The following is a 25,884-nucleotide window of genomic DNA, read 5'->3' as shown; positions in this document are numbered from 1 at the left end:
ATGGGTTGTTGCTGTTGGCTACGCGTTGCATGACTGGATATCGGCTGGGCACCCAAGGACTTTACCCGCTCGTGCACGTCTCATTCGGCGTCGATGCCCCCGTCAACCCGACGCGCGCCCGTCACTTTTCCCGCGCGGCGTGCCTAAGCTTTGCCCTGCAGCCGCCGATAACTCGGACAAGCGGCGTCATGCCGCAACTCTATTGGCCGTCTCTGCCCGACGTTGGGAACGAGACCGCCGCCCTTGCAAGTGCCTCAGGGCCGACTATTTATCCGGTGACAGGAATCTCGATGCTGGCGTGGAACCAAAAAACCTTTCTGATCGTCGACGATTTTTCCGACTTCCGCAGTTCGGTCCGCTCGATGCTGCGCGAGCTGGGCGTCAGGGCAGTGGACACTGCCGACACCGGCGAAGAGGCGTTGAAGATGTGCGCGCAGAAGCGTTACGACTTCATCCTCCACGACTTCAATCTGGGCGATGGCAAGAAAAATGGCCAGCAGGTGCTCGAAGACCTGATGACCGATCGGCTGATCAGCCATGAAAGCGTGTTCGTCATGGTCACCGCTGAAAACAGCCAGGCGATGGTGATGAGCGCTTTGGAGTGGGAGCCGGATGCATACCTTACCAAGCCGTTCAACCGCGCGAGCCTGGCTCAGCGTCTGGAGAAGATCGTTCAGCGCAAGACCCTGCTCAAACCGATCCTGCAAGCGCTCGATCGCAGCAACCCCACCGAAGTGCTGGCGGCCTGCCTTGCGCTGACCAAACAGGACCCCCGTTTTGCGCCGCTGTGCCTGCGCTACAAGGCCGACGCACTGCGTGACCTCAACCAGCACGAGCCGCTGGAAGCCTTTCTCAAGTCGATCCTCGCGGACCGCCCGCAACCCTGGGCGTATGCGGCATTGGGCAAGCTGCTGTTCAAGCGCGGACGCAATGCCGAAGCGCAAGCTGTGTACGAAGAAGCGATTCGCGCCTTCAACGCCATGCCAGTGTTGTACGACGGGCTGGCCGATGTGTTGGTGGCCAGCGGCGACAACAAGCGCGCCCAGAAGATGCTGGAAGAGGCGGTGCGCTTGTCGCCCTACGCCGTTCGCCGTCAGCGTTTGCTGGGCAAGCTGGCGCTGGAAAATGAGGACTTCGACGGTGCGTCGAAAGCGTATCGTCAGGCCGTTTCCCAAGGCCAGTTTTCTCGCTTCAAGGACCCGGAAACCAACCTGGGTTTTGCTCAGGCATTGATCAGCCGTGGCGGCGAGCGCGGACTGGATGCGCGCACTCGCGTTGAGATCAACCAGACCCTGACCGAAGTCGCCAAAGAGAACGGCAACGATGCCGGCCTGCAGGTGCGCGCGCGTCTGATGAAAGCCACCAGCGTCGCGTCTTCCGATCCGGACATGGCCGCCAAGCTGACCGAGCAGGCGATGGAGCGGCTCGAGGGCATGGAGCAGTTTCTCAGCGCCGATGCGGCGCTGGCGGTGGCGTCGCAGCTCAAAGCCCTCGGCCAGGAAAACGCCGGCGCGGGCATTCTGAAAAGCTGTGCCGAGATCTACGGCGACGATCCGGTGGTTATGCAGAACATCGCCAAGCAGACCGACGATCCCGAGATTCTCGGTGCGGGCAAAGCGGCTATCGACTTTAACGTTCAGGGCATTCGCTGCTACCGCGCCGGCAAGCTCGGCGAGGCGCAGGATCTGTTCCGCCAGGGCCTGGCCCTGCAACCGAAGAACATCAGCATCGCCCTGAACATGGCGCAGTCGCTGCTGCACATGGGCGTTCAGAACCTCGACGCGGCGAGCCTGGCGGAATGCCAGAACAGTCTCAAGATGGTCGGCAAGATGCCAGAGACCGACCCGCGCTTCGAGCGCTTCCAGAAACTGCGGCTGAGGGCTTTCGGCGAATGAAAGATCAGGATCTCGGACTCGACTTCTCTATGGTGATTGCTTCCACTGTCCATGACATGAAGAACTCGCTGGGTTCGTTGATTCAGGCCCACGGTCAATGGGTCAAGCAGCTTCCCGAGAACTGTCGTGGTACGCCGGATCAGGGTGTCATCGATTACGAATTCGCCCACCTGAACGGCATGCTGGTGCAGCTGCTTGGGCTGTACAAGCTGGGGGTCAACCAACTGCCGTTGCGCCCGGATTATCACGAGCTGGATGATTTCATCGAAGCGCAGCTGGCCTTTCATCAGGAAGTCCTCGTCAGTCGCGGCATCTCTGCCCGCTTTACCGTCGATGCTTTCGATTTGCCGGGTTTCTTTGATCGCGAGCTGGTGGGCTCGGTGGTGTCCAACGTGGTCATCAACGCCATTCGCTTTGCGCGCAGTGAAGTGCTGATTACGGCAGGACAGGTCGGCGAGCAACTGGTGATCAGCATCAACGACGACGGCCCGGGCTTTCCCGCGCGCATGATCGAGGAGCAGACCGACTACGTGCTGGGGATCAACCAGAACAGCGGCAGCACAGGATTGGGTTTGTACTTCGCGGCGAACATTGCCCGGCAGCATCAGCGCAAAGGCGTCCCCGGCCACATCGAAATCGCCAACGGCGGCGCCTTGGGCGGCGGGTTGTTCAGTATTTATCTGCCCTGAGATTGCGCGCGCTTTGCTGCGGTCGACAGCAAATCAAAGGCTTCCCGGCTAAAGCCGGTCCTACGAAGTGCATGCGTCGTTTTGTGGACTTACAACTTCACGCCTTGCCCCAACACCACATTCAGCGCGTTGCGCGCATCGTCCAGTTGCACCAGCGTGGCGTGGTGGGCGCCCAGTGCATCGCGATTTTCGATGGCAGTGAGGATCGCACGATGGCGGGGCAAGGCCAGTTCGTGCAGGTTCGGGCGTTTGTTGGAATGCTTCAACGCTTCGCGCAGTGCCAGCGACAGCATGTTGCACAAGTGCGCGAGCAGGTCGTTGTGAGTGGCGTCGGCGATGCGGCTGTGGAAATCGAGGTCGGGTTGCAGCACGTCTTCGACGGTCGGCGCGGCAGCCATGCGCTCGTAGGCTTCGCCAATGGCGGTGAGGTCTTCGGGGGTCGCATGTTGCGCGGCGAGGGCGGCGGCGGCCGGTTCGATGATGCTGCGCACGCTGGTGAGCAGGGCGAAAAATTCATTCTGCGGCGAGCTTTGCATCAGCCAGTGCAGCACGTCCGGGTCGAGGATGTGCCATTCGCGGCGCGGCTTGACCACCGTCCCCACCCGTGGCCGGGAATACACCAGCCCTTTGGCGACCAATACCCGCGTGGCTTCGCGCAGCACCGGACGACTGACCGCATATTCTTCACAGAGCAAGGCTTCGGCGGGGAGCTTGTCGTCGGGCTTGAAGCGACCCGAGACAATCTGCATGCCGATGTCCTGGACAATGCGCGAGTGCATGCTTTTACGGTCGGAGGGCTTACGGTAATCCATGGGGCGCGGGGCGATCCTGAGCGGTGAATGCGGCGCATCATAGCATTGGCGGCGAGAGAGGCGCGCCGCCCGAAATGAGCTGGGATTGTTCGGCCGAACACCGAACCTGTGGGAGCGAGCTTGCTCGCGAAAGCTTATGTCCAGCCGCCAGAGATGCAGCGGCTGGACTGACGTCTTCGCGAGCAAGCTCGCTCCCACCAGACCGTGGCTGACTTGAGATTTCGAGCCATGCCGAGGACCTGTGGGAGTGAGCTTGCTCACGAAAGCTTATGTCCAGTCGCCGGGTCTCCTGTGGCTGAAAATCAGCATTCGCGAGCAAGGCGGCGCATTCAATCAATGGCTCTCAATCAATGGGAATGCCGGGGCACTTCCGAGCCGCGCATGCCGACCAGGAAGTCGAAGTCGCAACCCTGGTCCGCCTGCATCACGTGGTCGATGTACAGCTGACGGTATCCGCCGATCAACAACTGTGGCGGCGCTTGCCAATCGGCCAGGCGCGCGGCCAGTTCCGCTTCGGGGATGTCCAGGTGCAGCCGACCGGTTGCGCAATCCAGCTCGATGAAGTCACCTTCCTGCACCACCGCCAGCGGACCGCCGGCAGCCGCTTCGGGCGCCACGTGCAACACCACTGTGCCGTACGCCGTGCCGCTCATGCGTGCATCGGAAATCCGCACCATGTCGGTCACGCCCTGGGCCAGCAATTTGGCCGGCAGCCCCATGTTCCCAACTTCGGCCATGCCCGGATAACCCTTAGGCCCGCAGTTCTTCATCACCAGAATGCTGCTGGCGTCGACGTCCAGATCCGGATCGTTGATGCGCGCCTTGTACATGTCGAAGTTCTCGAACACCACCGCACGGCCCCGGTGCTTCATCAGCGCAGGCGTGGCGGCGGACGGCTTGAGCACTGCGCCCAATGGTGCAAGGTTGCCGCGCAGCACGCAGATACCGCCATCGGCCACCAGCGGATTGTCGATGGCGCGGATCACTTCGTCGTCGCCATAGATCGGCGAGTTCTGCACGTTTTCCCACAGGGTCTTGCCGTTGGCGGTCAAGGCGTCGGGGTGGGGAATCAGATTGTTCTCGCCCAGACGACGCAGCACTGCAGGCAGGCCGCCGGCGTAATAGAACTCCTCCATCAGGAAGCGCCCGGAAGGCTGCAGGTCCACCAACGTTGGCGTGCCGCGACCGATGCGGGTCCAGTCGTCCAGTTCCAGGTCCACGCCAATACGACCGGCGATGGCCTTGAGGTGGATAACCGCGTTGGTCGAGCCGCCGATGGCCGCGTTGACGCGAATGGCGTTTTCGAAGGCTTCGCGGGTCAGGATTTTCGACAGACGCAGGTCTTCGTTGACCATCTGCACCGCGCGCATGCCGGACATGTGCGCCAGTACGTAACGACGAGAATCGACGGCAGGAATCGCAGCGTTGTGCGGCAACGAAGTACCCAGCGCTTCGGCCATGCACGCCATCGTCGAGGCGGTGCCCATGGTGTTGCAGGTACCGGCCGAGCGGGACATGCCTGATTCGGCGGAGAGGAATTCGTCGAGGCTGATCTGCCCGGCTTTGTAAGATTCGTGCATCTGCCAGACGATGGTGCCGGCGCCGATGTCCTTGCCTTTGTGTTTGCCGTTGAGCATCGGCCCGCCGGTGACGACGATGGCCGGGATGTCACAGCTGGCGGCGCCCATCAACAGGGCAGGGGTGGTCTTGTCGCAACCGGTCAGCAGCACAACGCCGTCGATGGGGTTGCCGCGGATCGCTTCTTCGACGTCCATGCTCGCCAGGTTGCGGGTCAGCATCGCGGTCGGGCGCAGGTTCGATTCGCCGTTGGAGAAGACCGGGAATTCCACCGGGAAACCACCGGCCTCGATCACGCCGCGCTTGACGTGTTCGGCGATGGTGCGGAAGTGGGCGTTGCAGGGAGTGAGCTCGGACCAGGTGTTACAGATGCCGATGATCGGCTTGCCCTGGAACTGATGGTCGGCGATGCCCTGGTTCTTCATCCAGCTGCGGTACATGAAGCCGTTCTTGTCGGCGGTACCGAACCACTGGGCGGAGCGCAGCACGGGTTTCTTATCGGAATCAGACATAAATCGGCACTCTTATTGTTAGGGCTTATTTGTAAGACTAAAGGCTGCAGGTGCCGACTAAAATAGGCCGAAAATGTCACGAGTGGAAGAGTTGTAGTCTTAAATAGTAATACTATATAGTCGATCTCGACCGAGGGACGACCCTGCCGGCTTCTTCCGCAGCGATGCGCACACGAAGGCAGAGGCGATCCCCGCAGGCTTCCATAACAAAAACAATGAGGACCGCATCCATGAGCCAGGAACTCAGGCTTATTCGTCGCATCACCCTGAAACTTATTCCCTTTCTGATCCTGCTCTACCTGATCGCATATGTGGATCGTTCTGCGGTCGGCTTCGCCAAGCTGCACATGGGCGCGGACGTGGGCATCGGCGACGCGGCCTATGGCATGGGCGCCGGCCTCTTCTTCATTGGCTATTTCCTGTTGGAGATCCCCAGCAACCTGATGCTCGAACGCTTCGGCGCGCGGCGCTGGTTTGCCCGGATCATGCTCACCTGGGGCGCCATCACCATGGGCATGGCGTTCGTCCAGGGCCCGACCAGCTTCTATGTCATGCGCTTTCTGCTGGGCGCGGCCGAAGCGGGCTTCTTCCCGGGCGTTCTGTACTACATCACTCAATGGTTCCCGGTCCGCCATCGCGGCAAAATCCTTGGCCTGTTCATTCTTTCCCAACCCATCGCGATGATGATCACCGGCCCGATTTCCGGCGGTCTGCTGGGCATGGAAGGGGTGGCCGGTCTGCACGGCTGGCAGTGGCTGTTCCTGTGCATCGGCGCGCCGGCGATTCTGCTGACCCTGCCGGTCCTGCGCTGGTTGCCTGACGGCCCGAAAGACGTGAAGTGGATGGACCCGGTCGAGAAACAGTGGCTCGCCGGCGAGCTGAAAAAGGACCTGGAAGAATACGGCCAGACCCGCCACGGTAATCCGCTGCACGCGTTGAAAGACAAACGCGTTCTGCTGCTGGCGCTGTTCTACCTTCCGGTCACCCTGAGCATTTATGGCCTGGGCCTCTGGCTGCCGACGCTGATCAAACAGTTCGGCGGCAGTGACCTGACCACCGGCTTCATCTCTGCTGTGCCGTACATCTTCGGCATCGTCGGCCTGCTGATCGTCCCGCGCAGCTCCGACCGGCTCAATGACCGCTATGGTCACCTGGCGGTGCTATATGTCATCGGCGCTATTGGTTTGTTTCTCAGCGCGTACCTGACCGTGCCGGTGCTGCAACTGGCGGCGCTGTCGCTGGTAGCGTTCTCACTGTTTTCCTGCACCGCGGTGTTCTGGACCTTGCCCGGTCGTTTCTTCGCCGGCGCCAGTGCCGCGGCGGGCATTGCGTTGATCAACTCGGTGGGCAATCTGGGCGGCTACATCGGCCCCTTCGTCATCGGCTGGCTGAAAGAACTGACCGGCAATCTGGCCAGCGGCTTGTACTTCCTTTCGGGCGTGATGATCTGCGGCCTGATTCTGACCGGCGTGGTCTACCGTGTCCTGGAACGCAAGCACGTCTTGCCCGAGTCCAAATTCGCCGCCAGCGCGCGCGGCTCTCGTTAACCTCAGGCCGCTCTCCGGGGCGGCCGTGTAGACCCCAAACAGGAGAATCCCATGCATTTAGTACAGTTCGAGCTGGGCAACGGCCAGCGTCGCGTCGGTCTGGTGGACGGCCCGCTGGTGCGCGAAATCCAGGGCGCGACCAGCACCCGTGATCTGGCCCTGGCAGCCATCGACAAAAAAATCTCCCTCGCTGAACAGGTCGACAGCCTGGGCCTGGGCGACAACCACGATTACTCGCAGCTGCGCGCCGATCTGATGATTTTGCCGCCACTGGATCACCCCGATCCGGCGCACTTGTTGGTCAGCGGCACGGGCCTGACCCATCTGGGCAGCGCCTCGGCCCGGGACAAAATGCACCAGCAGGGCAATGACGAAGCGGGCATGACCGACACCATGCGCATCTTCAAATGGGGCCTGGAAGGCGGCAAGCCAGCAGCCGGTCAGCCGGGCGTGCAGCCGGAGTGGTTCTACAAGGGCGACGGCAGCATCGTCATTCGTCCGGGTGAGTCGTTCCCGCAGCCGCCGTTCTCCGAAGACGCTGGCGAAGAGCCTGAGCTGAGTGGCCTGTACGTGATCGGTCACGATGGCAAGCCTTACCGTTTGGGCTTCGCCATCGGCAATGAATTCTCTGATCACATCATGGAACGCAAGAACTACCTGTACCTCGCCCATTCCAAACTGCGCGCCTGCTCCTTCGGCCCGGAACTGCGGGTTGGCGAGCTGCCGCAGAATCTGGCGGGCACCAGCCGCATCCACCGTGACGGCCAGGTGCTGTGGGAGAAGGAATTCCTGAGCGGCGAGGCTAACATGTGCCACAGCCTGGAAAACCTTGAATACCACCACTTCAAATACGCCCAGTTCTTGCGGCCGGGTGATGTGCATGTGCATTTCTTCGGCACCGCGACGCTGTCGTTTGCCGACGGCGTCAAGACTCAGCCGGGCGACACGTTCGAGATCAGCCAGCATGAGTTCGGCGCGCCGTTGATCAATGGCATTGCCCCGGCCGAGGCCGTTTTCCAGCCGGGCGGCATCAAGCAGCTTTAAGGCATCAAGCCCTGCAGAAGCGCGCGCTCCTGCAGGGCTTTTCGTATCCGCGTCCTGCACACCCCGACACCCCCATAAAAACAAAACGAGGTGCGACCCATGACCGCCACTGCCATCCCGCTGGAACGCCTTGATGCCGACGCCCTTGAGGACAGCATCTATCGCAAGGTGAGCTGGCGAATCGTGCCGTTGTTCATCGCCTGTTTTCTGTTTGCCTACCTGGACCGCGTCAACATCAGCTTTGCCAAGCTGCAGATGGCCAGCGACCTGGGATTCAGCGAAACCGTTTACGGCCTGGGCGCGAGCCTGTTCTTCGTCGGTTACTTCCTGTTCGAAGTGCCAAGCAATGTGCTGCTGCACAAGATCGGCGCGCGGATCTGGATCGCGCGGATCATGGTCTCGTGGGGCATCGCCTCCGCCTGCATGATGTTCGTACAGACCGAATTCTGGTTCTACACGCTGCGCTTTCTGATCGGTGTGATGGAAGCCGGCTTCGTCCCCGGCGTCCTGTATTTCTTCACCCAGTGGTATCCGGGCTCACGTCGGGCGCGGGTCAACTCCTACTTCAAAAGCTCCATCTGCCTGTGCGGGATCGTCGGCGGTCCGATTGCCGGGCTGATCCTCGGTCACTTCGACGGCGTCATGGGCCTGGCCGGCTGGCGCTGGCTGTTCCTGATCGAAGGCATTCCGTCCATTCTGCTCGGCGGCGTGGTGTTCTGGCTGGTCAAAGACCGTATCGAAGACGCCACCTGGCTCAGTGATCAAGAGAAACAGGTGGTACTGGCGCGCATGGCAAAAGAGGCCAAACCCGTCGTTAAACAGACCGTAAAGGACATCTGGAAACACCCGACCACCTACGTGATGTCTGGCATTTACCTGTGCCTGGTCATGGCGCTGACCGGGCTGTTGTTCTGGATGCCGCAGTTGATCAAAACCGCCGGCGTGACCGACACCCTGAACATTGGCTTGCTGACAGTGATTCCGTATGTGGGCGCGGTGATTGGCAATCTGCTGATCGGCGCCAGCTCCGACCGCCACGGCGAACGCCGCTGGCACATGGCGGGCTGCGCGACGCTGACCGCTGCGGGCTATCTGGTCTGTGCGTTGTTTCCCGGACAACTGGTGCCGCTGATGATCGGCATGACCATGATCATGACCGGCATCATCGCCTGGATGCCGATTTTCTGGACCATCCCGCCGCGCTTTCTCACCGGTATCGCCGCCGCTGCGGGCATCGCGCTGATCAACTCCCTGGGGCAACTGGGCGGGTTCATCGCGCCGTTCATGGTCGGCCGCATCAAGGACCTCACCGGCACGGCGACGCCGGCGCTGTTCGCGTTGTTCGGCGTCAGCGTGCTGGCCATCGCGCTGATCGTCTGGGGCATCCCTTCGCGCTACTACGCGAAGGAAGCGGTTCAGGACTGAACCTGCGGTCATCGGACGCCGAGGCCAGCGCCTCGGCGTCTTTTCACCTATCATTCGCGCTTTCACTGATGCGAACCACTGCCATGACCACCACACCTCAATCCCTTCGCACTGAACTCCAGGCCGCGCTGACCGCCCACAGCATGCTGGAAATCGACGGCCTGCACGCCTTCGAGTTCACCCTCGACGAAATGCTCCAGATCGAAAGCATGGACGGCCGCGAACGCAAGGTCTGGCGCTTCTCGCTGGCGCAGATCGACGCTGCCGAATTCGATGCCGCGCTGCAGAGCTGGGTCATCAATGACGGCAACGCCGACCACCGCATCGTCGTGCTCAATGGCATCTCGGCGAGTGACGAGGATGAAGAGGGCGAACAGGAGTAATCGCGTACTGACGCACCGCAGAAGGCTTGTGTGTGGGAGCGAGCTTGCTCGCGAAGGCGGCACAACCCCATGGATGGTTAATGGATGAACCGTCTTCGTGAGCAAGCTCACCCCCACAGAGATTGTGTTCAGCCAAGTGACACCGCAGTTTCAGCCTGACGGGTCGCCTACGCTGTCCCCGCCAGGCAACTACTTTCCGCAATACGCTGTCATAGCCGTGACATTCCGCGTGCACGGCGCGCCAACAACTCCAACAAGAGAACACTCCAATGACTCCCAGAATTCTGCCGTGGTTAGTGCTCGCCAGCAGCCTTTCCGCGCTCTCCGTTCAGGCCAAACCCATGACTGATTATGACGTACTGGTCGGTTCGTATACCGCCGGCGCCAGCGAAGGCATTTACCGCTTCGGCTTCAACACCCAGACCGGCCAGCTCGACGCCAAACCGCGTCAGGTGATCAAGAGCGACAACCCGTCCTGGCTGACGCTCTCCAAAGACCAGCGTCATATGTTCGCGGTCAACGAAAACGGTCCGGGCCAGAAAGACGTCGTCGGCAAGGTCAGCAGCTACGCTATCGACCCCAAGACCCACGCGGTGTCGTTTCTCAATCAGGTTGACACCAAAAGTGACGAGCCGACCCATTCCAGCCTGAGCCTGGACGGGCGTTTCCTGTTCGTTGCCAATTACGCCGTAAACCCTGATCCGGGTGGCGTACTGGCGGTCGTGCCGGTCGGCAAGGACGGCAAACTAGCGCCGGTGGTGCAGACCGCCACCCACGAAGCCAGCAAGGTCAATCCGGAGCGCCAGGCTTCGTCCCACGTCCACGCCGCAGTCCCCACGCCCGAGGGCAAGTACCTGATCGCCATGGACCTGGGCGCTGACAAGATGTTTGTCTTCAACTACGACGCCAAACAGCCTCAGCCGCTGCAACCGGCGAAGGTGCCTTCAGTCGACCTGCCACCGGGCAGCGGTCCGCGTCACCTGACCTTCAGCAAAGACGGCAAGCACGCCTGGCTGACCATGGAAATGAGCGCCCAAGTCGCGGTGTTTGACTATCACGACGGCGTGTTCAAGCAGACCCAACTGGTGGACCTCGCCAACAAGGAAGGTCAGCAAAACCGCGCTGCCGGCGGCCTGCACACGTCGCCGGACGGCAAATTTCTCTACGTTGCCAACCGTGGCGAAGTGAACGAGCTGCTGGTGTTCAGCATCGATGCCGCGAATGGCCAGCTCAAGGAAATTCAGCGCCGCACCGTGGAAGGCAAGGAGCCCCGCGAGTTCGCCTTCGACCCAAGCGGCCACTTCGTGCTGATTGCCAACCAGAAAAGCAACCAGATCGTGACCGTCCGCGTTGACCCGAAGACCGGCCTGCTGGGTGACACCGTGCAGAAAGTCGACTTCGATTCGCCGTCTGACTTCCATTTCCTTACCGCGCACTGACATCCCGTGACGCTTTGACGCAGGCTGAGCCCTTGATTTTCAAGGGCTCAGCCGGTGTATCAATTCAAGTGATAAGGGCTAGTGCCAGAAAAGATTTTTTCCAAATCCTCCTCGGGCGTAACTTTCATTCCACGGCCACGACGGTCAAGACTTGAAACGACACACCACAGCGAGGTACCCACCATGAACTTCAATCTCTTCTCCATCATCGCCGCGTCCGCCATCTCCGCCACCGTTGCATTGCCTGCCAGTGCCAGCGTTGAAGCGACCGACAAAAAAGTCAGCTCGACCCAGAGTTACACCCCGAAGTACCTGCAACAAAGCGCCAACTTCTACGCCGCTCTGGATCACAAGATTCAACAATGAATAGGAACTCGAAGTGAATCCATTCCCCGTTAACGAACGTATCGTTGCCGGGGAATGGATTTGTAAGAACCTGGTTTTCAACGGCAAGTTTTTGATCACCGGAAAACGCTTTCGCGAGCAACTTCGTCTTCTACAGGTCGATGCGACCCACTGACCACTGCGTGTCAGGCCATGCATCAAGTGTCGGCGAGCTTGTTAGCGAAAGTGTTGAATTTCCTCCCCTTTGGTCCCCGTCTGCTGAATAAGCGATGGGGATTTTTTTGTGGGTTGTATTCAAGGGGGCGACGCCCGGTTTCCGACAGCAGGCACTGATCCTGTGGAAACGAGCTTGCTCGCGACGACTGCATTTCAGCCTCTGGAGATTGGGTGGATGTCCCAGCCTATTCGCGAGCAAGCTCGCTCCCACTTGGATTGATGTAAATATGACCAATGCGTTGGTCTATTAACCTGATTAACTTCTTGAATAATCAACCCCATCGATGTTTTGAATCGCCAGCCATCGTTATTTAATAACTATCACTTCAAGCATTCTGGGCGCCTGAAACAGACACGTCCCGGAGCAACAAACATGGCCACTGCCATCCTCACTTCAATCAAACACGGCGCTTACACCGCCATCGCGTTGTATGTTGTTTTCATCGCAGTGGTCACCGTCATCAGCACGAACCCACAAATAAATGCCCCGTCACAGATGTCGACGCAAACAGCGTCCGTTGACCTCAATCGTGCGGCTGTTCAGTCCCAGGGGCGTGCATCGTGAAAGGCGCGAACTTCTGGGTGATTGTGTTCTTCGCACTTATCAACAACGGCTGCTCATTGCTCGGCCATGGCGAGAGTTCAGTGGGCGGTGTGGCGCGCAGCATGGAGTTCAAGACCGAGGTCGCGGAAGCGGTCGAGATGCAGCGCTCGCAGAAGCTCAACGCCGGAAATCCGCCGCCACGGCACAGCGAGATGATCTCGCCGATCTTTCAGTTGGACGTGGTGTAGCGAAGTGGTTTGGCTATTAACCGATGCGGTTGCAATCAGCGTTTGGCCATCGCGGTGATGAACAGGTCCGAGGCGAGAAATCGCTGTAACCAGCGTTGCAGGTTGGGGTAGGGGCTTTGCCAGAACCAGTCCGCATCCACCGCGCAAAATTGCCGTATGAAGGGCGCTATGGCGATGTCGGCCAGGGTCAGTCGATCGGCGATCAGAAAGTCCCGTGACGCCAGTAAATCGTTCAGCCTGCGCAGAAACCTCTCTCCCCGCTGGCGGTAGTCTTCCTGGGTGAATTCGGGATAACGCACGGCGTATTTGTAGTGATCCAGATCCTGCTTGAACCTGCCGTCGTTTTCCTCGATCAGCTCGGCGATGTGCCGCTGCCCGTTAAGGTCTTGGGCCAGGGACCAATCGTCCGGGTCATGCTGCGCCAGGGCCCAATGCATGATGTCCAGACTTTGCTCCAGTACCCGGTCGTGCAGCACCAGAACCGGCACGGTGCCCTTGGGTGAGCGTTCGAGCATCTCGACCGGTTTGGCCTTGAGGCTGACTTCCACTGTGTGCACCGGTACGCCGCAATACCCCAGCGCCATGCGGGCGCGCATGGCGTAGGGGCAGCGGCGGAACGAGAAGAGCGTCGGCACCGTCGATTCAGCGTGAGGCGCCGACGTCATGCTCAGGCCTCGGTCAGTTCGCCGCAATCGGCGATGACGACTTTCTTGCTGGTGCGGCCGGATTGCGAACCCAGCGCTTCGATGGCCTTGACCACGTCCATGCCTTCAACGACTTTGCCGAAGACGACGTGCTTGCCGTCCAGCCACTCGGTGACGATGGTGGTAATGAAGAACTGGCTGCCGTTGGTGTTCGGGCCAGCATTGGCCATCGACAGGTCACCAGGCGCGGTGTGCTTGAGGGTGAAGTTTTCGTCTTCGAACTTGTTGCCGTAGATCGACTTGCCGCCGGTGCCGTTGTGGTTGGTGAAGTCACCGCCCTGCAGCATGAAGTTCTGGATCACACGGTGGAAGGACGAACCCTTGTAGCTCAGGCCGTCGCCTTTTTCGCCGGTGCACAGTGCGCGGAAGTTTTCAGCGGTTTTCGGAACGACGTCGTTGTGCAGCTCCATGACGATGCGGCCCATTGGCTCGTCGTTGGCAGTGATGTCGAAGAATACTTTTGAGTTTGCCACGTGGTTTTACCTTCTTTCGAGTTTGGCGCGACTGTCGCGCAAGGGATACAGGGTTGCACAGAAACGCCATCGGGCGCTTCCGTGCGTCGTGAAAAAACGGATTAGCCGCTGCTGACCTCGACGCTGCTCAGGCCATTGCCCTGACGCCGCACCTGAATCTGCACGGGGATTCGCTCGTGCATTTCCTGTACGTGGGAGATGACGCCGACCTTGCGGCCCTGGGCTTGCAGCCCGTCAAGGGCGTCCATGGCCAGTTGCAGGGATTCAGGATCGAGGCTGCCGAAGCCTTCGTCGATGAACAGCGATTCAATCTTCAGCGTGCTTGACGCCATGGAGGCCAGGCCCAGCGCCAGGGCGAGGGACACCAGGAACGTTTCCCCGCCCGACAGCGAATGAACCGAGCGCAGTTCGTCGCCCATCTCGGTGTCCATCACCAGCAAGCCGAGCATGCTGCCGCCGCGTTTCAGGCGATAGCGACGCACCAGTTGCTTGAGTTGCGCGTTGGCGTGGTGCACCAGCAGATCAAGGTTGTAGGCCTGGGCGATCTTGCGGAACGTGTCGCCGGTGGCGGAGCCGATCAGCGCGTTGAGCCGGCCCCAGCGCTGATATTCAGAGTGCGCTTGGGCGATGCGTTCCTGCAGTGCGCTGCTGGCGTCGCGACGGCGGTTGTCTTCACTGACCTGGGCGCGCAAGTCGGCGCACAGCTGGTCCTGAATGACCGATTGCGCCTGGGCTTCGGTCAACGCGGTCAGTAACTGCTCGGCATCGCCGCTGTCGCTGTGCTGGGCCTGATGTTGTTGCAACTGCGCCGCACGCTCTTCCATCAACACCCTGGCTTGCTCCAGCGCCTTTTCGCTGGACTGCAATTGCTGACGTAACTCGCCAACACTGTCGTCGCTCATCCCCAGCAAGGTCTCAAGCGCGGCATCATCCAGCTCGCTGTGGCTGCTGCGCCACTCGGCGATCTGCCGTTCGAGTTCTGCCAATTCCTGTTCAAGGGCCAGCAAGCGGTGTTGCTCACCCTCCAGTTCGGCGGTCAGCTTGATCAGTTCGCTGCGCGCCGCTTGCAGTTCGTGTGCGACGGCGGCCTGAGCCTCACGGGCCTGTTCGACCGCCTGTTCAAGGGCGTGCTGCCAGCGCTCGGGCGACGCGTGATCGCCGAGGGTCTGTGCCAGGCGCTGTTGCACCGTCTGTTGCTGCTGATGACGGGCCGCGAGTTGCGCTTGCACCTTTTGATGTTCGGTCTCGCGACTCTGCTGCGCAACTTGCTCGCGTTCTAGTTTTTGCGCCCGCTCGCTGTGCTCCTGCTGCTCGGTCTTCTGCTGATCGAGCTGCTCGACGCGTGCGGCAATGTCGTTGTCCAGCTGCATGAAGCTCTGGGTCGCCGACTCGCGCCACTGGCTCAGGCTTTCGGCGGGTAGCAGGGGTTCGAACTCCTGCAGCGCCGCTTCGAAATCCTGGTTGTCCAAGGCGATGTGGCGTTGCTGATCGTCCAGCAGCTTCATGGCCTGCTGACTGGCCTCGCGCGCCTCAAGCACTTGCTGCTGCAGGGACTCGGCATCCCGCTGCACTTTCAGCAGACGGGTCTGGCGCTGCTCGGCGCTGACGATGTCCTGAGCCAATTGGTGCAGGCGTTCGCTCAGCCAGTCGCCGCGCAGGTGCTCGGGTTGCTCCAGCAAGCGCGGATACAGCGGGTGAGCTTCCAGCTCAGGTGCCAGGGTTTGCAGCTGTTCGGCCAGTTGGTCCTGCTGCGGTTTGGATTGCTTAAGCTGGTTATTGAGCTCGGCAACTTCGGCGCGCAGCTCGGCGAGCTTTTCGCTGAGCTGCCCGACGGTTTGCCGGGCGCGCGCCTCTTCGCCATCGTCATGGCCGGACAGCGCTTCCAGCAACGCGGCCGACTGGTGATACGGATGCTCTTCGCTGCCGCACACCGGGCACGGTTGCTGATCGACCAATTGCTCGCGCAGTTGCTCGACACTGGCGCTGCGGGCCAGGCGCTGGCGCTGCAGCAGTTCAACGGTGACCTTCAGCGCCTGCTCGGCGGCTTCGTGTTCGGCCTTGAGTTTCAGGCCTTGGGCGATGCCTTGGGCGCGACGCTCAGTGGCCTGCTGCTGGCGGGTTTGCACGTCCAGCAACCGGCCGGCGACGTCCTGATGGCGCTGCCACAGGCGTTCGAGGGAGTCGCTGGCGCTGTGCTGCTGACGGTTGTCCTGCAGCAGTTGCCCCAGCCGCTCGATGTCGTGGCTGACCGCGTCGGCCTTGACCTCGGCATCGTCGTAAAGCGCCTGCAAGGCGCTGCGGCGTTCGCTCAGGGTCTGCTCGGCGAGGGTGGCGTTTTTCTCCAGCTGCGGCAGCTCGGCACGGCCCTGAATCAGGCGCGCGCTGAGTTGCACGGTTTGCTGCAAACGCGGCCGGTAGGCGCCCCACGACTGACTCAAGGTGGTCAGTGACGCGCTCTGTTCCAGTTGCTCGGCGATCGACTGCAAGCGCGCTTGGACCTGGCGCTGCTGCTCGGCGAGTTGATCGAGTGTCGACTGGCCCTCGGTGCTCGCCTGCTGCGCGGCGCGTGCCTGCTCGCCGAGCGGTTGCAGCTCCTGATTCAGATGATTGAGCTGAGCCTGTTGCTCGAACGCTTCACTCAGGGCCGGCCGCGCGTTGGCCAGTTGTTCCTGCGCCTGCTGCAGCGCGCTGTCGGCGCTGATGCGCTTGCTGTCCAGCGCGGCGATGTGCCCATCAAGCCCGGTTTGCTTGAGCTGATGGGCCTGAATCGCGGCGGTGAGCGGCGCGAGCTGAGCTTGAAGCCGGGCGCGCTGACCGAACAGATGCCGCTGTGGCGCCAGACGCTCCAACAGCGCAAGCCGCTGGCGATCAGCGCTGTATGCGTCCCATGTCTGTTGGGCGCTGGTGAGCTGTTCGTTGGCGGCCTGATGGCTGTCGCGCAGGCGATTCAATTCCTTGAACCACTGCTGCTTGAGCTCCAGCTCGCGCAGGTGCGCCTGTTGCAGTTTCAGCTGCTGCTGAGCGTCGTTGAAGCGCTGCTCAAGCTCGGCGCGCTGCTCCGGCTCCATCGGCGTCAGCGTGCCGGCCTGGGCCTGAAGGGTTTTCAGCGCTTCTTCGGCTTCCTTGCTTTTGCTGTAGGCGCGGCGGCCCAACTGGCTGTAGATCGCCGTGTCGGTGAGCTTTTCCAGTAGCTCACTGCGGTCTTTGTCGTCGGCCTTGAGGAAGGCGCTGAACTCGCTTTGCGCGAGCATCACCGCGCGGGTGAACTGCTCGAAGTTCAGCCCCAGGCGCGCTTCCAGCAGGGTCTTGTACTCGGTCTTGTTCTGGGTGCTGAGAACCTGCTCGCTGTCCAGGTCGATCAGCGTCTGGCGGCTGGCCTGCAGTTTTTTCGTGGCGTTGTCGCGGGCGCGGTTGGCTTCCCAGCGCGCGCGATAACGACGCTTGTCGATGCCGACGAAATCCACCTCGGCGTAACCGCTGCCGGTGCCGCGACGCAGCAGGTTGCGCGGGTCGTTGGTGCTGATGTCGCCATCGATCTCCGGCACGCGGGACTGGCCGATGTTGTTCAGCCGGGGAATCGCGCCGAACAGCGCCAGGCACAGGGCGTCCAGCAACGTGCTTTTGCCCGCGCCGGTGGGGCCGGTGATGGCGAACAGGCCGGCGCTGGCGAGGGGCTCGGCGGTGAAATCCAGCTCGAAGGGGCCGGCCAGCGAGGCGAGGTTTTTCAGGCGAATGGCGAGGATTTTCATGGCTGCTCGCTCTCCAGCTGCACGTCCTGAAGCAGGGTCGCGAAGTCCTGCAGCGTCTGCTCATCCACTTCGCTGCCGTAACTGTCCTGCCAGGCGCGGCTGAACAGTTCCTGCGGGCTCAACTGGTCCAGTTCGATCAGGTCTTGATTGGCGTCTTCGCGTCCGCCCTTGCCGGCGTATTCGGCGGCGATCCGCACCAGCCGCACGGCCTTGCCTTCCAGCGCGGCCTCGATCTGGTTGCGCAGGTCGGGTTGCGGTTCGTCCAGGCGCACGCGGACTTCGAGCCACGGCTGGCGGTCGACGTCGGCGAGCAGGTCTATGTCCGGCAGATCCCGCAGTTGCAGCAACAGCTCGGCCAATGGCGCCGGGCCGACCCTTTGCAGATTGACGGCGCGGGGTATTAACAGCGGTTTCACGCTGACCAGCTTGTCACCGTCGCACTCGATTTCGAGGATCTGATGCTGGTAGCCGATTTCCGAAAACGACAGGGGAATGGGCGAGCCGCTGTAGCGAATGCGGTCTTCGCCGTTAATCCGCTGGGGCTTGTGCAGGTGACCCAGTGCGACGTAGGTGATGCTGTCGCCGAACAGGCTCGCGGGCAGAGCCTCGGCGTTGCCGATGATCAGGCTGCGTTCGGAATCTTCCGACACCGAGCCGCCGGCCATGTGCGCGTGGCTGATGGCGATCAGCGCCTGGCCTTTCTTGCGCCGCTGATTCGCGGCGCCGATGAGCATTTCATGGACCTGACCGATGCCACGCAAATAGTTGTCGCCCAACGCCGCGCCGGTCACTTCGGCCGGCCGCAGGAAGGGCAGCGCCAGGCACCAGCCGACGATTTTGCCCTTGGCGTTGCTCAGCGGCAGCAACAGGCGGTCAACGTCGAGCACGCCGTCGTCGAGCCAGAGCACCCGGCCCAGCGCGTGGGTGCGCAGGCGTCGCATCAGCGGCGCGGGCAGTTCGATGCGCGAGCCGGAGTCGTGGTTGCCGGCGATCATGACGATGGTCAGCTGCGGATTCTGTTCATGGGCGCTGACGATGAAGTCGTACAGGCGCTCCTGGGATTTGACCGGCGGATTGACGGTGTCAAAGATGTCGCCGGCGATCAGCAGGACATCCGGTTTGCGCTCGGCCAGACGGGCCAGCAGCCAGGTCAGAAAGCTGGCGTGTTCAAAATCTCGCTCCTGACCATGAAGGTTCTGGCCGAGGTGCCAGTCGGAGGTGTGGAACAGACGCATGGGGGTACCTTGGTTTAACAATCAGCGCATTGTGTCTGTGACCGGAGAATGCGCTGATCGATGGAAATCATTTTGGATAAAGCGGCGGCAAGCTGTCGCCTCCGCTCGGGTCCTGGGGGTTTTCGATGGCGGGCAGCGCTTTGACGGCGCGCCAGAGGTCGTCGCCCAGCCACAGTTTTTCCGTCTCGCTGTACAGCGCGCCATTCAGGCCATCCAGCGCGTGGGAAAGCGGCACGAAGCGCGCGGCCATGTCGGCGAGGGTTTCCGGCTGCTGACGGGCCCAGGCGTCCAGGGCCTGGCGGGTGGCGTGGGGGTCGTTGGCCAGGCACGCGCGTTTCAGGTCGTCGAGCACTGTACGCGGACTCGGCCCCGTTTGCGCGACCCGGGCCAGCGCCGGTTGCCAGCGACCGCGCCACCACAGGCCGAAGCCCAGCAGCGTGGTGAAACTCAACAGCACCGTGCTCAACTGCCATGGCCAGACCGGCGGCCCAATCACCGTCACATTTGCGTTGTCGCTCACCGGCGTGTCCACGGCAAAAGCAGGGTTGAGGCTGACCTGCAAGGTGCGAGCGGGAAGGGCGCTGTGCTCCAGGTGATCCTCATGGGTATTCCACCAAACCAGATCGACAGCGGGGATTTCGATGGCACCGGGACGATTGGGCACCAGCGCTTCACGCTCCTCGCGCACGCCGGTCAAACCGCGTTCGCCGGGCTGATTGCTGAGTTGCGGCTGATCGGGGTAACGGCGCAACGCACTGACGTCAGTGGCGGGCAGCGGCGGCAACTGCGCGCTGGACAAGCCTTCGGCCTTGAGCTGCAAGGTGCGCGTGAGGGAATCACCGACCTGACTGTGGGCGGGATCAGGGCTCCAGCTTTCGCTGAGGCTGACGCTGCGTGCCGGCAGCCATGGCGTGTCGGCCGGGTAGTGCGCGGGTTGCGGCTTGACGTCGAGGGTCAAGGGCAGCGACGTCACGTGCATCAGTCGGCCGGGTTTCGGCCCGCTGGCAATCGCGCCCGGCGCCATGGCGGCGGCCGCAGCGGCGTCGGTAGTGTCCTGAACCAGCGTGGCGCTGAACGCCTGTGCCGGGATGGTCAGCACACCGCTGTGCTGGGGGTACAGCGCGTAACGCATTTCGATTACGCCGTGGCGAACGCCATTGATTTGCTTCTCGTACGTGCGCGTCTCGCCGAGCTTTTCGATGCGCGCGTCCGGCACTTGCAACGGTGTCAGGCTGCTGTCGTCGAACAGCGACACCGAGTGGTAGATGCGCACGGTGAGCAAGACCTGCGCCTGAACATACACGCTGTCCTGATCGAGGCTCGCCTCCATGAACACCGGGGCGAGCTTCTGCTCCTGACCCTGGGCGGCAGGGCCGACGTCGACCACTTGCAGCACGATCGGCTGGCTGGTCATTTCGCCCAGCTTCAGCGGCGGGATTTCGATCGAACCGCTGTGGCGCGGCATCAGCGTGATCAGCCAGCGGGTCGTCGCGTGGACGTTGCCTTCCAGCGTGGTCAGGCTGTTGAGCTGGCGGGTGTCGCGGACCTCGAAGTCGGCGTCCAGCGCGCTCATGTCCGGCCGGCCGAAGACGGTCGCGTCGTCGGTTTCAAGGGTCAGTTCAACGGTTTCGCCGGTGTTGACGCGCGTGCGGTCGACGCTGGATTGCAGGGTGGAGCCTGCACTGTCGGCCTGCGCCAGCTGCGCCACCAGGGCGAACAGGCACCACATTCCTGCGATCAGCAACCTGTGCAGACGACTCATCGGGTCTTTTCCTGATGCTGCTGTTGTTCGTACCAGAATTTGCGCCGCAACAGCTCACCGGGTTCGTCGGGGATCTGTCGCAGCCATTGTTCGAGCGCCTGTTTCTGCTCGCCATCGATTTGCCCGTCCCCCGGTTTGCCGGAAGCGCGGGCAGGCTCATCGCTGTCGGATCCTGCGCCGGAAGCCTGCTCGTCGGTGGCGCTTTGCTGATCGCTGGCCGAGCGGTCTGCATTGGCATCCTGCGGCGCTGACTGCGCGTTCGATGACGTCTGTCCGGCATTGCCTTGGCGGGCATTGTCGGCGTTCTCGTCAGTCTTTGCCTTCTCGTCTGCTTTTGCCTGATCCGACGCTTTGCTTTGCTCCAGGAGCTGTTCCACCAACGCCTTGTTGGCCAGTGCCGCCGGGAAGTCCGGTTGCCGTTCCAGCGCCTGTTCATAAGCGTCGATGGCGGCTTCCAGCTCACCACTTCGGGCCAGCGCATTACCACGATTGTAATGGTCCGCGGCGCTGCTGCCCTGGGCAAAGCGCTGGACGGCGCCAGCGTAGTCACCGGCCTGATAGAGGGCAACGCCTTGCCACTGCGGGTCTTCGAAGTGCCGCGCGGCTTCTGCCGGATGATGCCGCTTGAGCAGGTGCTCGCCCTGCTGATCGGGACGGCGCCACAAGTCTTCGAAACCAAAGGCATAGCTGGGTTGCGGTACGGCCATCAACAGCAACGGCAACCCCAACAGCCAGCCGCGACGCCCGGCGCAACCGGCCAGCAGCAGAAGCGGCAGCAGCAACCAGTAGCCCTGATCCGCCCAGCGGTCGAGCCGCACTTTCTGGCCCTGGCTGATAAGGCTCTTCGGACCGTCGAGCAGGCTGAGTTCGTCGAGGTCCTGATTGTCCAGGCGCAGCGCGGTGTAGCGACCGCCCATGCTGTCGGCGAAATCCTTGAGCACAGGCCCGTCCAGACGCGGCACGAGAATGCCGCCCTGGGCGTCCTTCAGGAAACCGCCTTTCTCTTGCGTGACTGGCGCGCCTTCCGCCGTGCCGACACCGAGCATTAACAAAGGGGGGGCATCGCGTCCGGTCATCGCGGCGCGAATCCCCTGACGTTCGGCGTCGCTGAGGGATGAACCGACCCACAGCAGTCGCCCCTGGCCCAGGTCGCCCTGTTCTAGCAAATCCAGCGCCTTGCGCACGGCGAGGTCTGCGCGCTGGCCGGCTTCAGGCATGATCGATGGCTTGATCGCATCCAGCAGGTTTTTGCTGGTCGCCAGGTCATCGGACAGCGGCACCAAGGTGTGGGCGCTGCCGGCGTACACGATGATCGCGGTCTGTGAATCGCTGCGCGCCTGTAGCAGATCGAGCAACTTGCGCCGCGCCTGTTCGAGTCGGGTGGGCGGGCTGTCAGCCGCGAGCATTTCCGGGGTCAACTCGATCATCACCACCAACGGATCGACCGGCCGCTGGCTGTTCTGCTCAACCCGCTGCCAGCTCGGCCCGAGCAGTGCCAACACCGCCAGCAACCAGCCAAGGCCCAGCACCACCCACGGCAATTTGCTTTCCCGACCGCCGCCACCGCTGAGCAAAGCAGAATGAAAGGCGCTGGGAATAATCATCTGCCAGCGCCCGACGCGCTTCTGCCGATTCCATAACCGCCACAACAGCCAGCCAAGCGCTGGCAGCATCAGCAGCCACCCCGGGCGCGACCAATGGGGCCAGAGACCGGACAGGAACTCGATCATGGGCGCCTCGTCAGGCGCTTCAAGTGCTGAATCCACTGCGTGCGCCGAACGAACGTCGGCCGGCGCGCGAAGAAGTGATAAACCGGGTTGTTCGGCCAACGCTCCTGAACCACCAGCAGCAGGCTCAACAACAGGGCCATCGTCAGCGGCACGTGATAAAGCGCCCGGGCCGGACGTGCCTGGGTGGGTTGTTGCGCGACAGGCTCCAGCCGGTCCAGCGCCTTGCCGATGCTGGCGAGTTCGGCGCCGTTTCGCGCACGGAAATACTGCCCACCGCTGACCGCGGCGATTTCCCGCAGCGCAGGCTCGTCCAGATCCAGGCTCGGGTTGAGGCCGAGAATGCTGGTGGCGCCTTTGTCAGGGTCGGCGCCGATGCCGATCGGGTAGATTTTCACGCCTTCGCTGGCGGCCAGGCGCGCGGCGGTTCGCGGGTCGATCTGGCCCGCATTGTTGGCGCCGTCGGTGACCAGAATCAGCACACGGCTCTCGGCCGGACGCTGGCGCAGACGCTTTAAAGCCAGGCCGATCGCGTCGCCGATGGCGGTGTTCTTGCCGGCGATGCCGATGCGCGCTTCGTCCAGCCAGACCCGTACGGTCTTGCGGTCGAAGGTCAGCGGCGCCTGCAGGTACGCTTGGCTGCCGAACAGAATCAGGCCGATGCGATCGCCCTGACGGTGCTCAAGAAAGTCCCCGAGCAGCGTTTTCACCAAGGTCAGCCGGCTGACCTCATCGTTTTTCCAGACCATGTCCGGGTAATCCATCGAGCCCGACACGTCCACCGCCACCAGCAAATCGCGGCCGCTGGCGGCAACCGGCAACGGCTCGCCGAGCCATTGCGGGCGGGCGGCAGCGACCAGCAGCAGGAGCCAGACGGTAATGAACGGCAACTGACGCCGCCAGCCCGGCAAACGGGTTCGGGCGCGGCGACCGGCGAGGCCTTCCAGCTCGGGGAGAAAGCTGATTTTCAACGCCGCTTCGCCGCTGTCTGCGGCGGGCAGCACGAGGCGCATCAGCCATGGCAGCGGGAGAAGGGCAAAAAGCCACGGCCAGGCGAATTCAAACATGCTTGCGAATCCAGGTCTCGACCGACTGGGTCAGGCCGTTGATGGCCTTGTCGTCGAGCTTGCATTCCGGTTTGTAGGCGCCCTCGACGAGAATCATCCAGCGCGTCAGGCCGGCGGCCGGGCAGCGGTTGTCGAGAAACGCCAGCCATTTGCGGCCGTTGAGGGTGTGGCTCTGGCTGTAGGGGTAGTGATTGCGGCACAGGCGCTTGAGCAGGCCATTGATCTGCTGCAGCCAGGCACCGGCCGGGGCGCCGTCGTAGGGTTTGGGCATCTGCGCGAGTTCGATCAGCGCGGCCTGGCGCAAAGGGTCCAATGGCTCGACGGTTTCGCGGCTGGCCTTTTTCGGCAGCAGCGTGCGCGCGCGCCACAGGCCGTAGCCCAGCGCCGGCAGCAGAATCAGCAACAGCCACCAACCCGGCGCGGGCGGCCAAAAACCGACCGGCTCCGGGAGAATCAACGGTTGCAATTGGTCCAGCGCACTCATGGCTGTTTCACCGGACGCTGACCGTTGAGGTATTCGCGCAGTTGCTCGACCATTTCCCGCTGGGTGCTCAGCGGCATCATCAGCACGCGCAGCTTCTGAGCCAGCAATTCCCAGCGCGCCTGACGCGCCTCGCCCTGGTCGCGGTAGCTCTGGCGCAGGTCGGCGTTCAGCGTGTCGAGTTCCAGGTGCGCGCCGCGATCAGCAAAGCGCAGCAGGCCGGCAGCGGGCAAGGCGTGATCCAGCGGATCGGACAGCGGCAGCAGCAACAGGTCGCAGTGCCGTGACAGCAAGGTCAGTTGTTGTTCGGCCGAGTCGGACAGCGCGCGCTCATCGCACAGAATGATCGCCAGACTGCCCGGACGCATCACCTCCCGCGCACGACGCAGCGCCACGCCAAAGGTGTCGCGGTCAGCAGCGGCTTCGGTGTGCAGCGACTGATTGACCCGCACCAGCCGGTTCAGCAGTTGCAGCAGGCTTTGTTTGCTGCGTCGCGGTTTGATTTCGTAATGCTCGTTGTCACCAAACACCAGCCCGCCGACACGGTCGTTGTGGCCCAGCGCTGCCCATCCCACCAGCGCAGCGGCTTGGGCGGCGAGGACTGACTTGAACATCAGCCCGGACCCGAAAAACAAACGGCGGCTTTGCTCGACCATGATGAAAATCGGTCGCTCGCGTTCTTCGTGAAACAGTTTGGTGTGGGGCTCCTGGGTACGAGCGGTGACGCGCCAGTCGATGGTCCTGACGTCGTCGCCGGCCTGATAGACCCTGACCTGATCGAAATCGACCCCGCGCCCGCGCAGCTTGGAGTGGTGCAGACCGATCAACGGGCTGCGCTGGCTGGGCGTTGAAAACAGCTGCACTTCCCGCACGCGATGACGCATTTCAATCAGCTCGGCGAGGCTGATGCGAATGCCCGGTTGGGAGATCAGATAGGGTTGCATGGGGTCAGGCGACGGCCACGACGTCGAGAATGCGCTGGATCACGCGGTCTTGATCGATGCCGGCCGCTTCTGCTTCAAACGACAGAATGATGCGGTGTCGCAACACGTCGAACACCATCGCCTGAATGTCTTCGGGGCTGACGAAATCGCGCCCGGCCAGCCAGGCGTGGGCCCGGGCGCAGCGGTCCAGGGAAATCGAGCCCCGGGGGCTGGCGCCATAACCGATCCACTCGGCCAGCTCGGCATCGAACTTGGCCGGCGTGCGGGTCGCCATCACCAGCTGCACCAGGTATTCCTCAACGGCATCGGCCATGTACAGACCGAGGATTTCCTTGCGCGCGGCGAAAATCGCCTGCTGGCTGACCCGGCGCTCGGGCTTGGTCTCGCCATTGAGCGCTTCGCCCCGGGCCTGCTGGAGAATCTTGCGTTCGACGGTGGCGTCCGGAAAACCGATCTTGACGTGCATGAGAAATCGATCGAGCTGCGCCTCGGGCAGCGGGTAGGTGCCTTCCTGCTCGATGGGGTTCTGCGTCGCCATCACCAGAAACAGCGGCGACAGGTCGTAAGTGCTGCGCCCGACGCTGACCTGACGCTCGGCCATCGCCTCCAGCAAGGCAGATTGCACCTTGGCCGGGGCGCGGTTGATTTCGTCGGCGAGCACCAGGTTGTGAAAAATGGGGCCTTGCTGGAACACGAAACTGCCGGTTTCCGGACGATAAATCTCGGTGCCGGTGATGTCGGCGGGGAGCAGGTCGGGGGTGAACTGAATGCGATGGAATTGCGCTTCGATGCCTTCAGCCAGCTCTTTGATCGCTTTGGTCTTGGCCAGACCGGGCGCGCCTTCGACCAGCATGTGGCCGTCGGCCAGCAGCGCGATCAGCAAACGCTCAACCAGTTTCTCCTGCCCGAGGATCTGGGTGGAGAGAAAGGTTCGCAGCGCGATCAACGCTTCACGATGTTCCATCGATGACGGTTCCTGGCAGGTTCGCAGCAGCGCCAAGTCGGCACCGAAGCTGGGGGCGTTACTTTAATCGATCCGGGGCTTGGCGACTAACGGCGAAGGGG

Annotated in this window: 21 protein-coding genes and 1 pseudogene; 10 read left to right on the top strand and 12 right to left on the bottom strand. The window is 62.3% G+C overall.

Translation table 11 applies throughout. The annotated features are described in order from the left end of the window. Nucleotides 1–290 precede the first annotated feature (290 nt). Entirely contained in the window at nt 291–1,895 is a 1,605-nt protein-coding gene (locus AC3ISG_RS18015; protein WP_122537569.1) for a response regulator, read from the top strand. Next, the gene (locus AC3ISG_RS18010) at nt 1,892–2,584 is read left to right on the top strand and encodes a sensor histidine kinase (RefSeq protein ID WP_122537570.1); all 693 of its coding nucleotides are present in this window, start codon (nt 1,892–1,894) and stop codon (nt 2,582–2,584) included. Before AC3ISG_RS18015 ends, AC3ISG_RS18010 begins: the two co-directional genes overlap by 4 nt. 89 nt (nt 2,585–2,673) lie before the next feature. On the opposite strand, the gene AC3ISG_RS18005 is transcribed toward AC3ISG_RS18010, so the two are convergent. Further along, nucleotides 2,674–3,396 carry a FadR/GntR family transcriptional regulator gene (locus AC3ISG_RS18005; protein ID WP_037013719.1) on the bottom strand — a complete coding sequence of 241 codons (723 nt, stop codon included), beginning with the start codon at nt 3,394–3,396 and terminating at the stop codon, nt 2,674–2,676. Between the two features lie 347 nt (nt 3,397–3,743). After that, complete coding sequence (locus tag AC3ISG_RS18000; protein WP_122537572.1) at nt 3,744–5,486, bottom strand: IlvD/Edd family dehydratase; 1,743 nt, start codon at nt 5,484–5,486, stop codon at nt 3,744–3,746. Nucleotides 5,487–5,716: 230 nt separating this feature from the next. Here AC3ISG_RS18000 and AC3ISG_RS17995 point away from each other — a divergent pair, with 230 nt between their 5' ends. From AC3ISG_RS17995 to AC3ISG_RS17960, 8 genes are all read left to right on the top strand, one after another. Further along, the gene (locus AC3ISG_RS17995; protein WP_122537573.1) at nt 5,717–7,033 is read left to right on the top strand and encodes an MFS transporter; all 1,317 of its coding nucleotides are present in this window, start codon (nt 5,717–5,719) and stop codon (nt 7,031–7,033) included. Nucleotides 7,034–7,084: 51 nt separating this feature from the next. After that, on the top strand, nt 7,085–8,077 hold the full coding sequence (gene araD1 / locus AC3ISG_RS17990) for an AraD1 family protein (protein ID WP_489297604.1): 993 nt from the start codon (nt 7,085–7,087) through the stop codon (nt 8,075–8,077). Between the two features lie 99 nt (nt 8,078–8,176). Next, nucleotides 8,177–9,502 carry an MFS transporter gene (locus tag AC3ISG_RS17985; RefSeq protein ID WP_489297603.1) on the top strand — a complete coding sequence of 442 codons (1,326 nt, stop codon included), beginning with the start codon at nt 8,177–8,179 and terminating at the stop codon, nt 9,500–9,502. Nucleotides 9,503–9,585: 83 nt separating this feature from the next. Then, nucleotides 9,586–9,885: a DUF5629 family protein gene (locus tag AC3ISG_RS17980; protein WP_122537576.1), complete on the top strand. Its 300-nt coding sequence runs from the start codon at nt 9,586–9,588 to the stop codon at nt 9,883–9,885. A 269-nt stretch (nt 9,886–10,154) separates the two neighbouring features. Beyond that, on the top strand, nt 10,155–11,324 hold the full coding sequence (locus AC3ISG_RS17975) for a lactonase family protein (RefSeq protein WP_489297602.1): 1,170 nt from the start codon (nt 10,155–10,157) through the stop codon (nt 11,322–11,324). A 183-nt stretch (nt 11,325–11,507) separates the two neighbouring features. Further along, a complete protein-coding gene (locus tag AC3ISG_RS17970; protein ID WP_065986171.1) occupies nt 11,508–11,690 on the top strand; it encodes a hypothetical protein in 183 nt (60 codons plus the stop codon). 568 nt (nt 11,691–12,258) lie between these two features. Further along, complete coding sequence (locus tag AC3ISG_RS17965; RefSeq protein ID WP_272630941.1) at nt 12,259–12,450, top strand: hypothetical protein; 192 nt, start codon at nt 12,259–12,261, stop codon at nt 12,448–12,450. Continuing rightward, the gene (locus AC3ISG_RS17960) at nt 12,447–12,677 is read left to right on the top strand and encodes a hypothetical protein (RefSeq protein ID WP_489297601.1); all 231 of its coding nucleotides are present in this window, start codon (nt 12,447–12,449) and stop codon (nt 12,675–12,677) included. Before AC3ISG_RS17965 ends, AC3ISG_RS17960 begins: the two co-directional genes overlap by 4 nt. A 35-nt stretch (nt 12,678–12,712) precedes the next feature. Here the strand turns inward: AC3ISG_RS17960 and AC3ISG_RS17955 are convergent, their stop codons facing one another. From AC3ISG_RS17955 to AC3ISG_RS17910, 10 genes and pseudogenes are all read right to left on the bottom strand, one after another. Beyond that, entirely contained in the window at nt 12,713–13,342 is a 630-nt protein-coding gene (locus tag AC3ISG_RS17955; protein ID WP_489297600.1) for a glutathione S-transferase, read from the bottom strand. Between the two features lie 2 nt (nt 13,343–13,344). Beyond that, a complete protein-coding gene (locus tag AC3ISG_RS17950; protein ID WP_074892129.1) occupies nt 13,345–13,854 on the bottom strand; it encodes a peptidylprolyl isomerase in 510 nt (169 codons plus the stop codon). 101 nt (nt 13,855–13,955) lie between these two features. Then, a complete protein-coding gene (locus AC3ISG_RS17945) occupies nt 13,956–17,603 on the bottom strand; it encodes an AAA family ATPase (RefSeq protein WP_489297599.1) in 3,648 nt (1,215 codons plus the stop codon). Next, complete coding sequence (locus AC3ISG_RS17940; RefSeq protein WP_489297598.1) at nt 17,600–18,838, bottom strand: exonuclease SbcCD subunit D C-terminal domain-containing protein; 1,239 nt, start codon at nt 18,836–18,838, stop codon at nt 17,600–17,602. The genes AC3ISG_RS17945 and AC3ISG_RS17940 overlap by 4 nt, the downstream gene beginning before the upstream one ends. Nucleotides 18,839–18,905: 67 nt before the next feature. Then, on the bottom strand, nt 18,906–20,600 hold the full coding sequence (locus AC3ISG_RS17935) for a BatD family protein (protein WP_489297597.1): 1,695 nt from the start codon (nt 20,598–20,600) through the stop codon (nt 18,906–18,908). Between the two features lie 361 nt (nt 20,601–20,961). After that, a pseudogene (locus AC3ISG_RS17930) lies at nt 20,962–22,318 on the bottom strand (VWA domain-containing protein); the annotation flags it as partial. A gap of 8 nt (nt 22,319–22,326) precedes the next feature. Next, nucleotides 22,327–23,394, bottom strand: a complete 1,068-nt coding sequence (locus tag AC3ISG_RS17925) for a vWA domain-containing protein (protein WP_489297596.1) — start codon at nt 23,392–23,394, stop codon at nt 22,327–22,329. After that, on the bottom strand, nt 23,387–23,878 hold the full coding sequence (locus AC3ISG_RS17920; RefSeq protein WP_122537585.1) for a DUF4381 domain-containing protein: 492 nt from the start codon (nt 23,876–23,878) through the stop codon (nt 23,387–23,389). The genes AC3ISG_RS17925 and AC3ISG_RS17920 overlap by 8 nt, the downstream gene beginning before the upstream one ends. Continuing rightward, entirely contained in the window at nt 23,875–24,819 is a 945-nt protein-coding gene (locus AC3ISG_RS17915; RefSeq protein ID WP_122537586.1) for a DUF58 domain-containing protein, read from the bottom strand. Before AC3ISG_RS17915 ends, AC3ISG_RS17920 begins: the two co-directional genes overlap by 4 nt. A gap of 4 nt (nt 24,820–24,823) precedes the next feature. Then, nucleotides 24,824–25,783 (bottom strand): AAA family ATPase, encoded by a 960-nt coding sequence (locus AC3ISG_RS17910; RefSeq protein ID WP_037013687.1) that lies wholly within the window; start codon nt 25,781–25,783, stop codon nt 24,824–24,826. Between the last annotated feature and the right edge of the window lie 101 nt (nt 25,784–25,884).

It is taken from the genome of Pseudomonas sp. GL_135 (genome assembly GCF_057834665.1).
The sequence above is the reverse complement of the archived record's forward strand: the minus strand, read 5'-3'. Positions and strand labels throughout refer to the sequence as shown.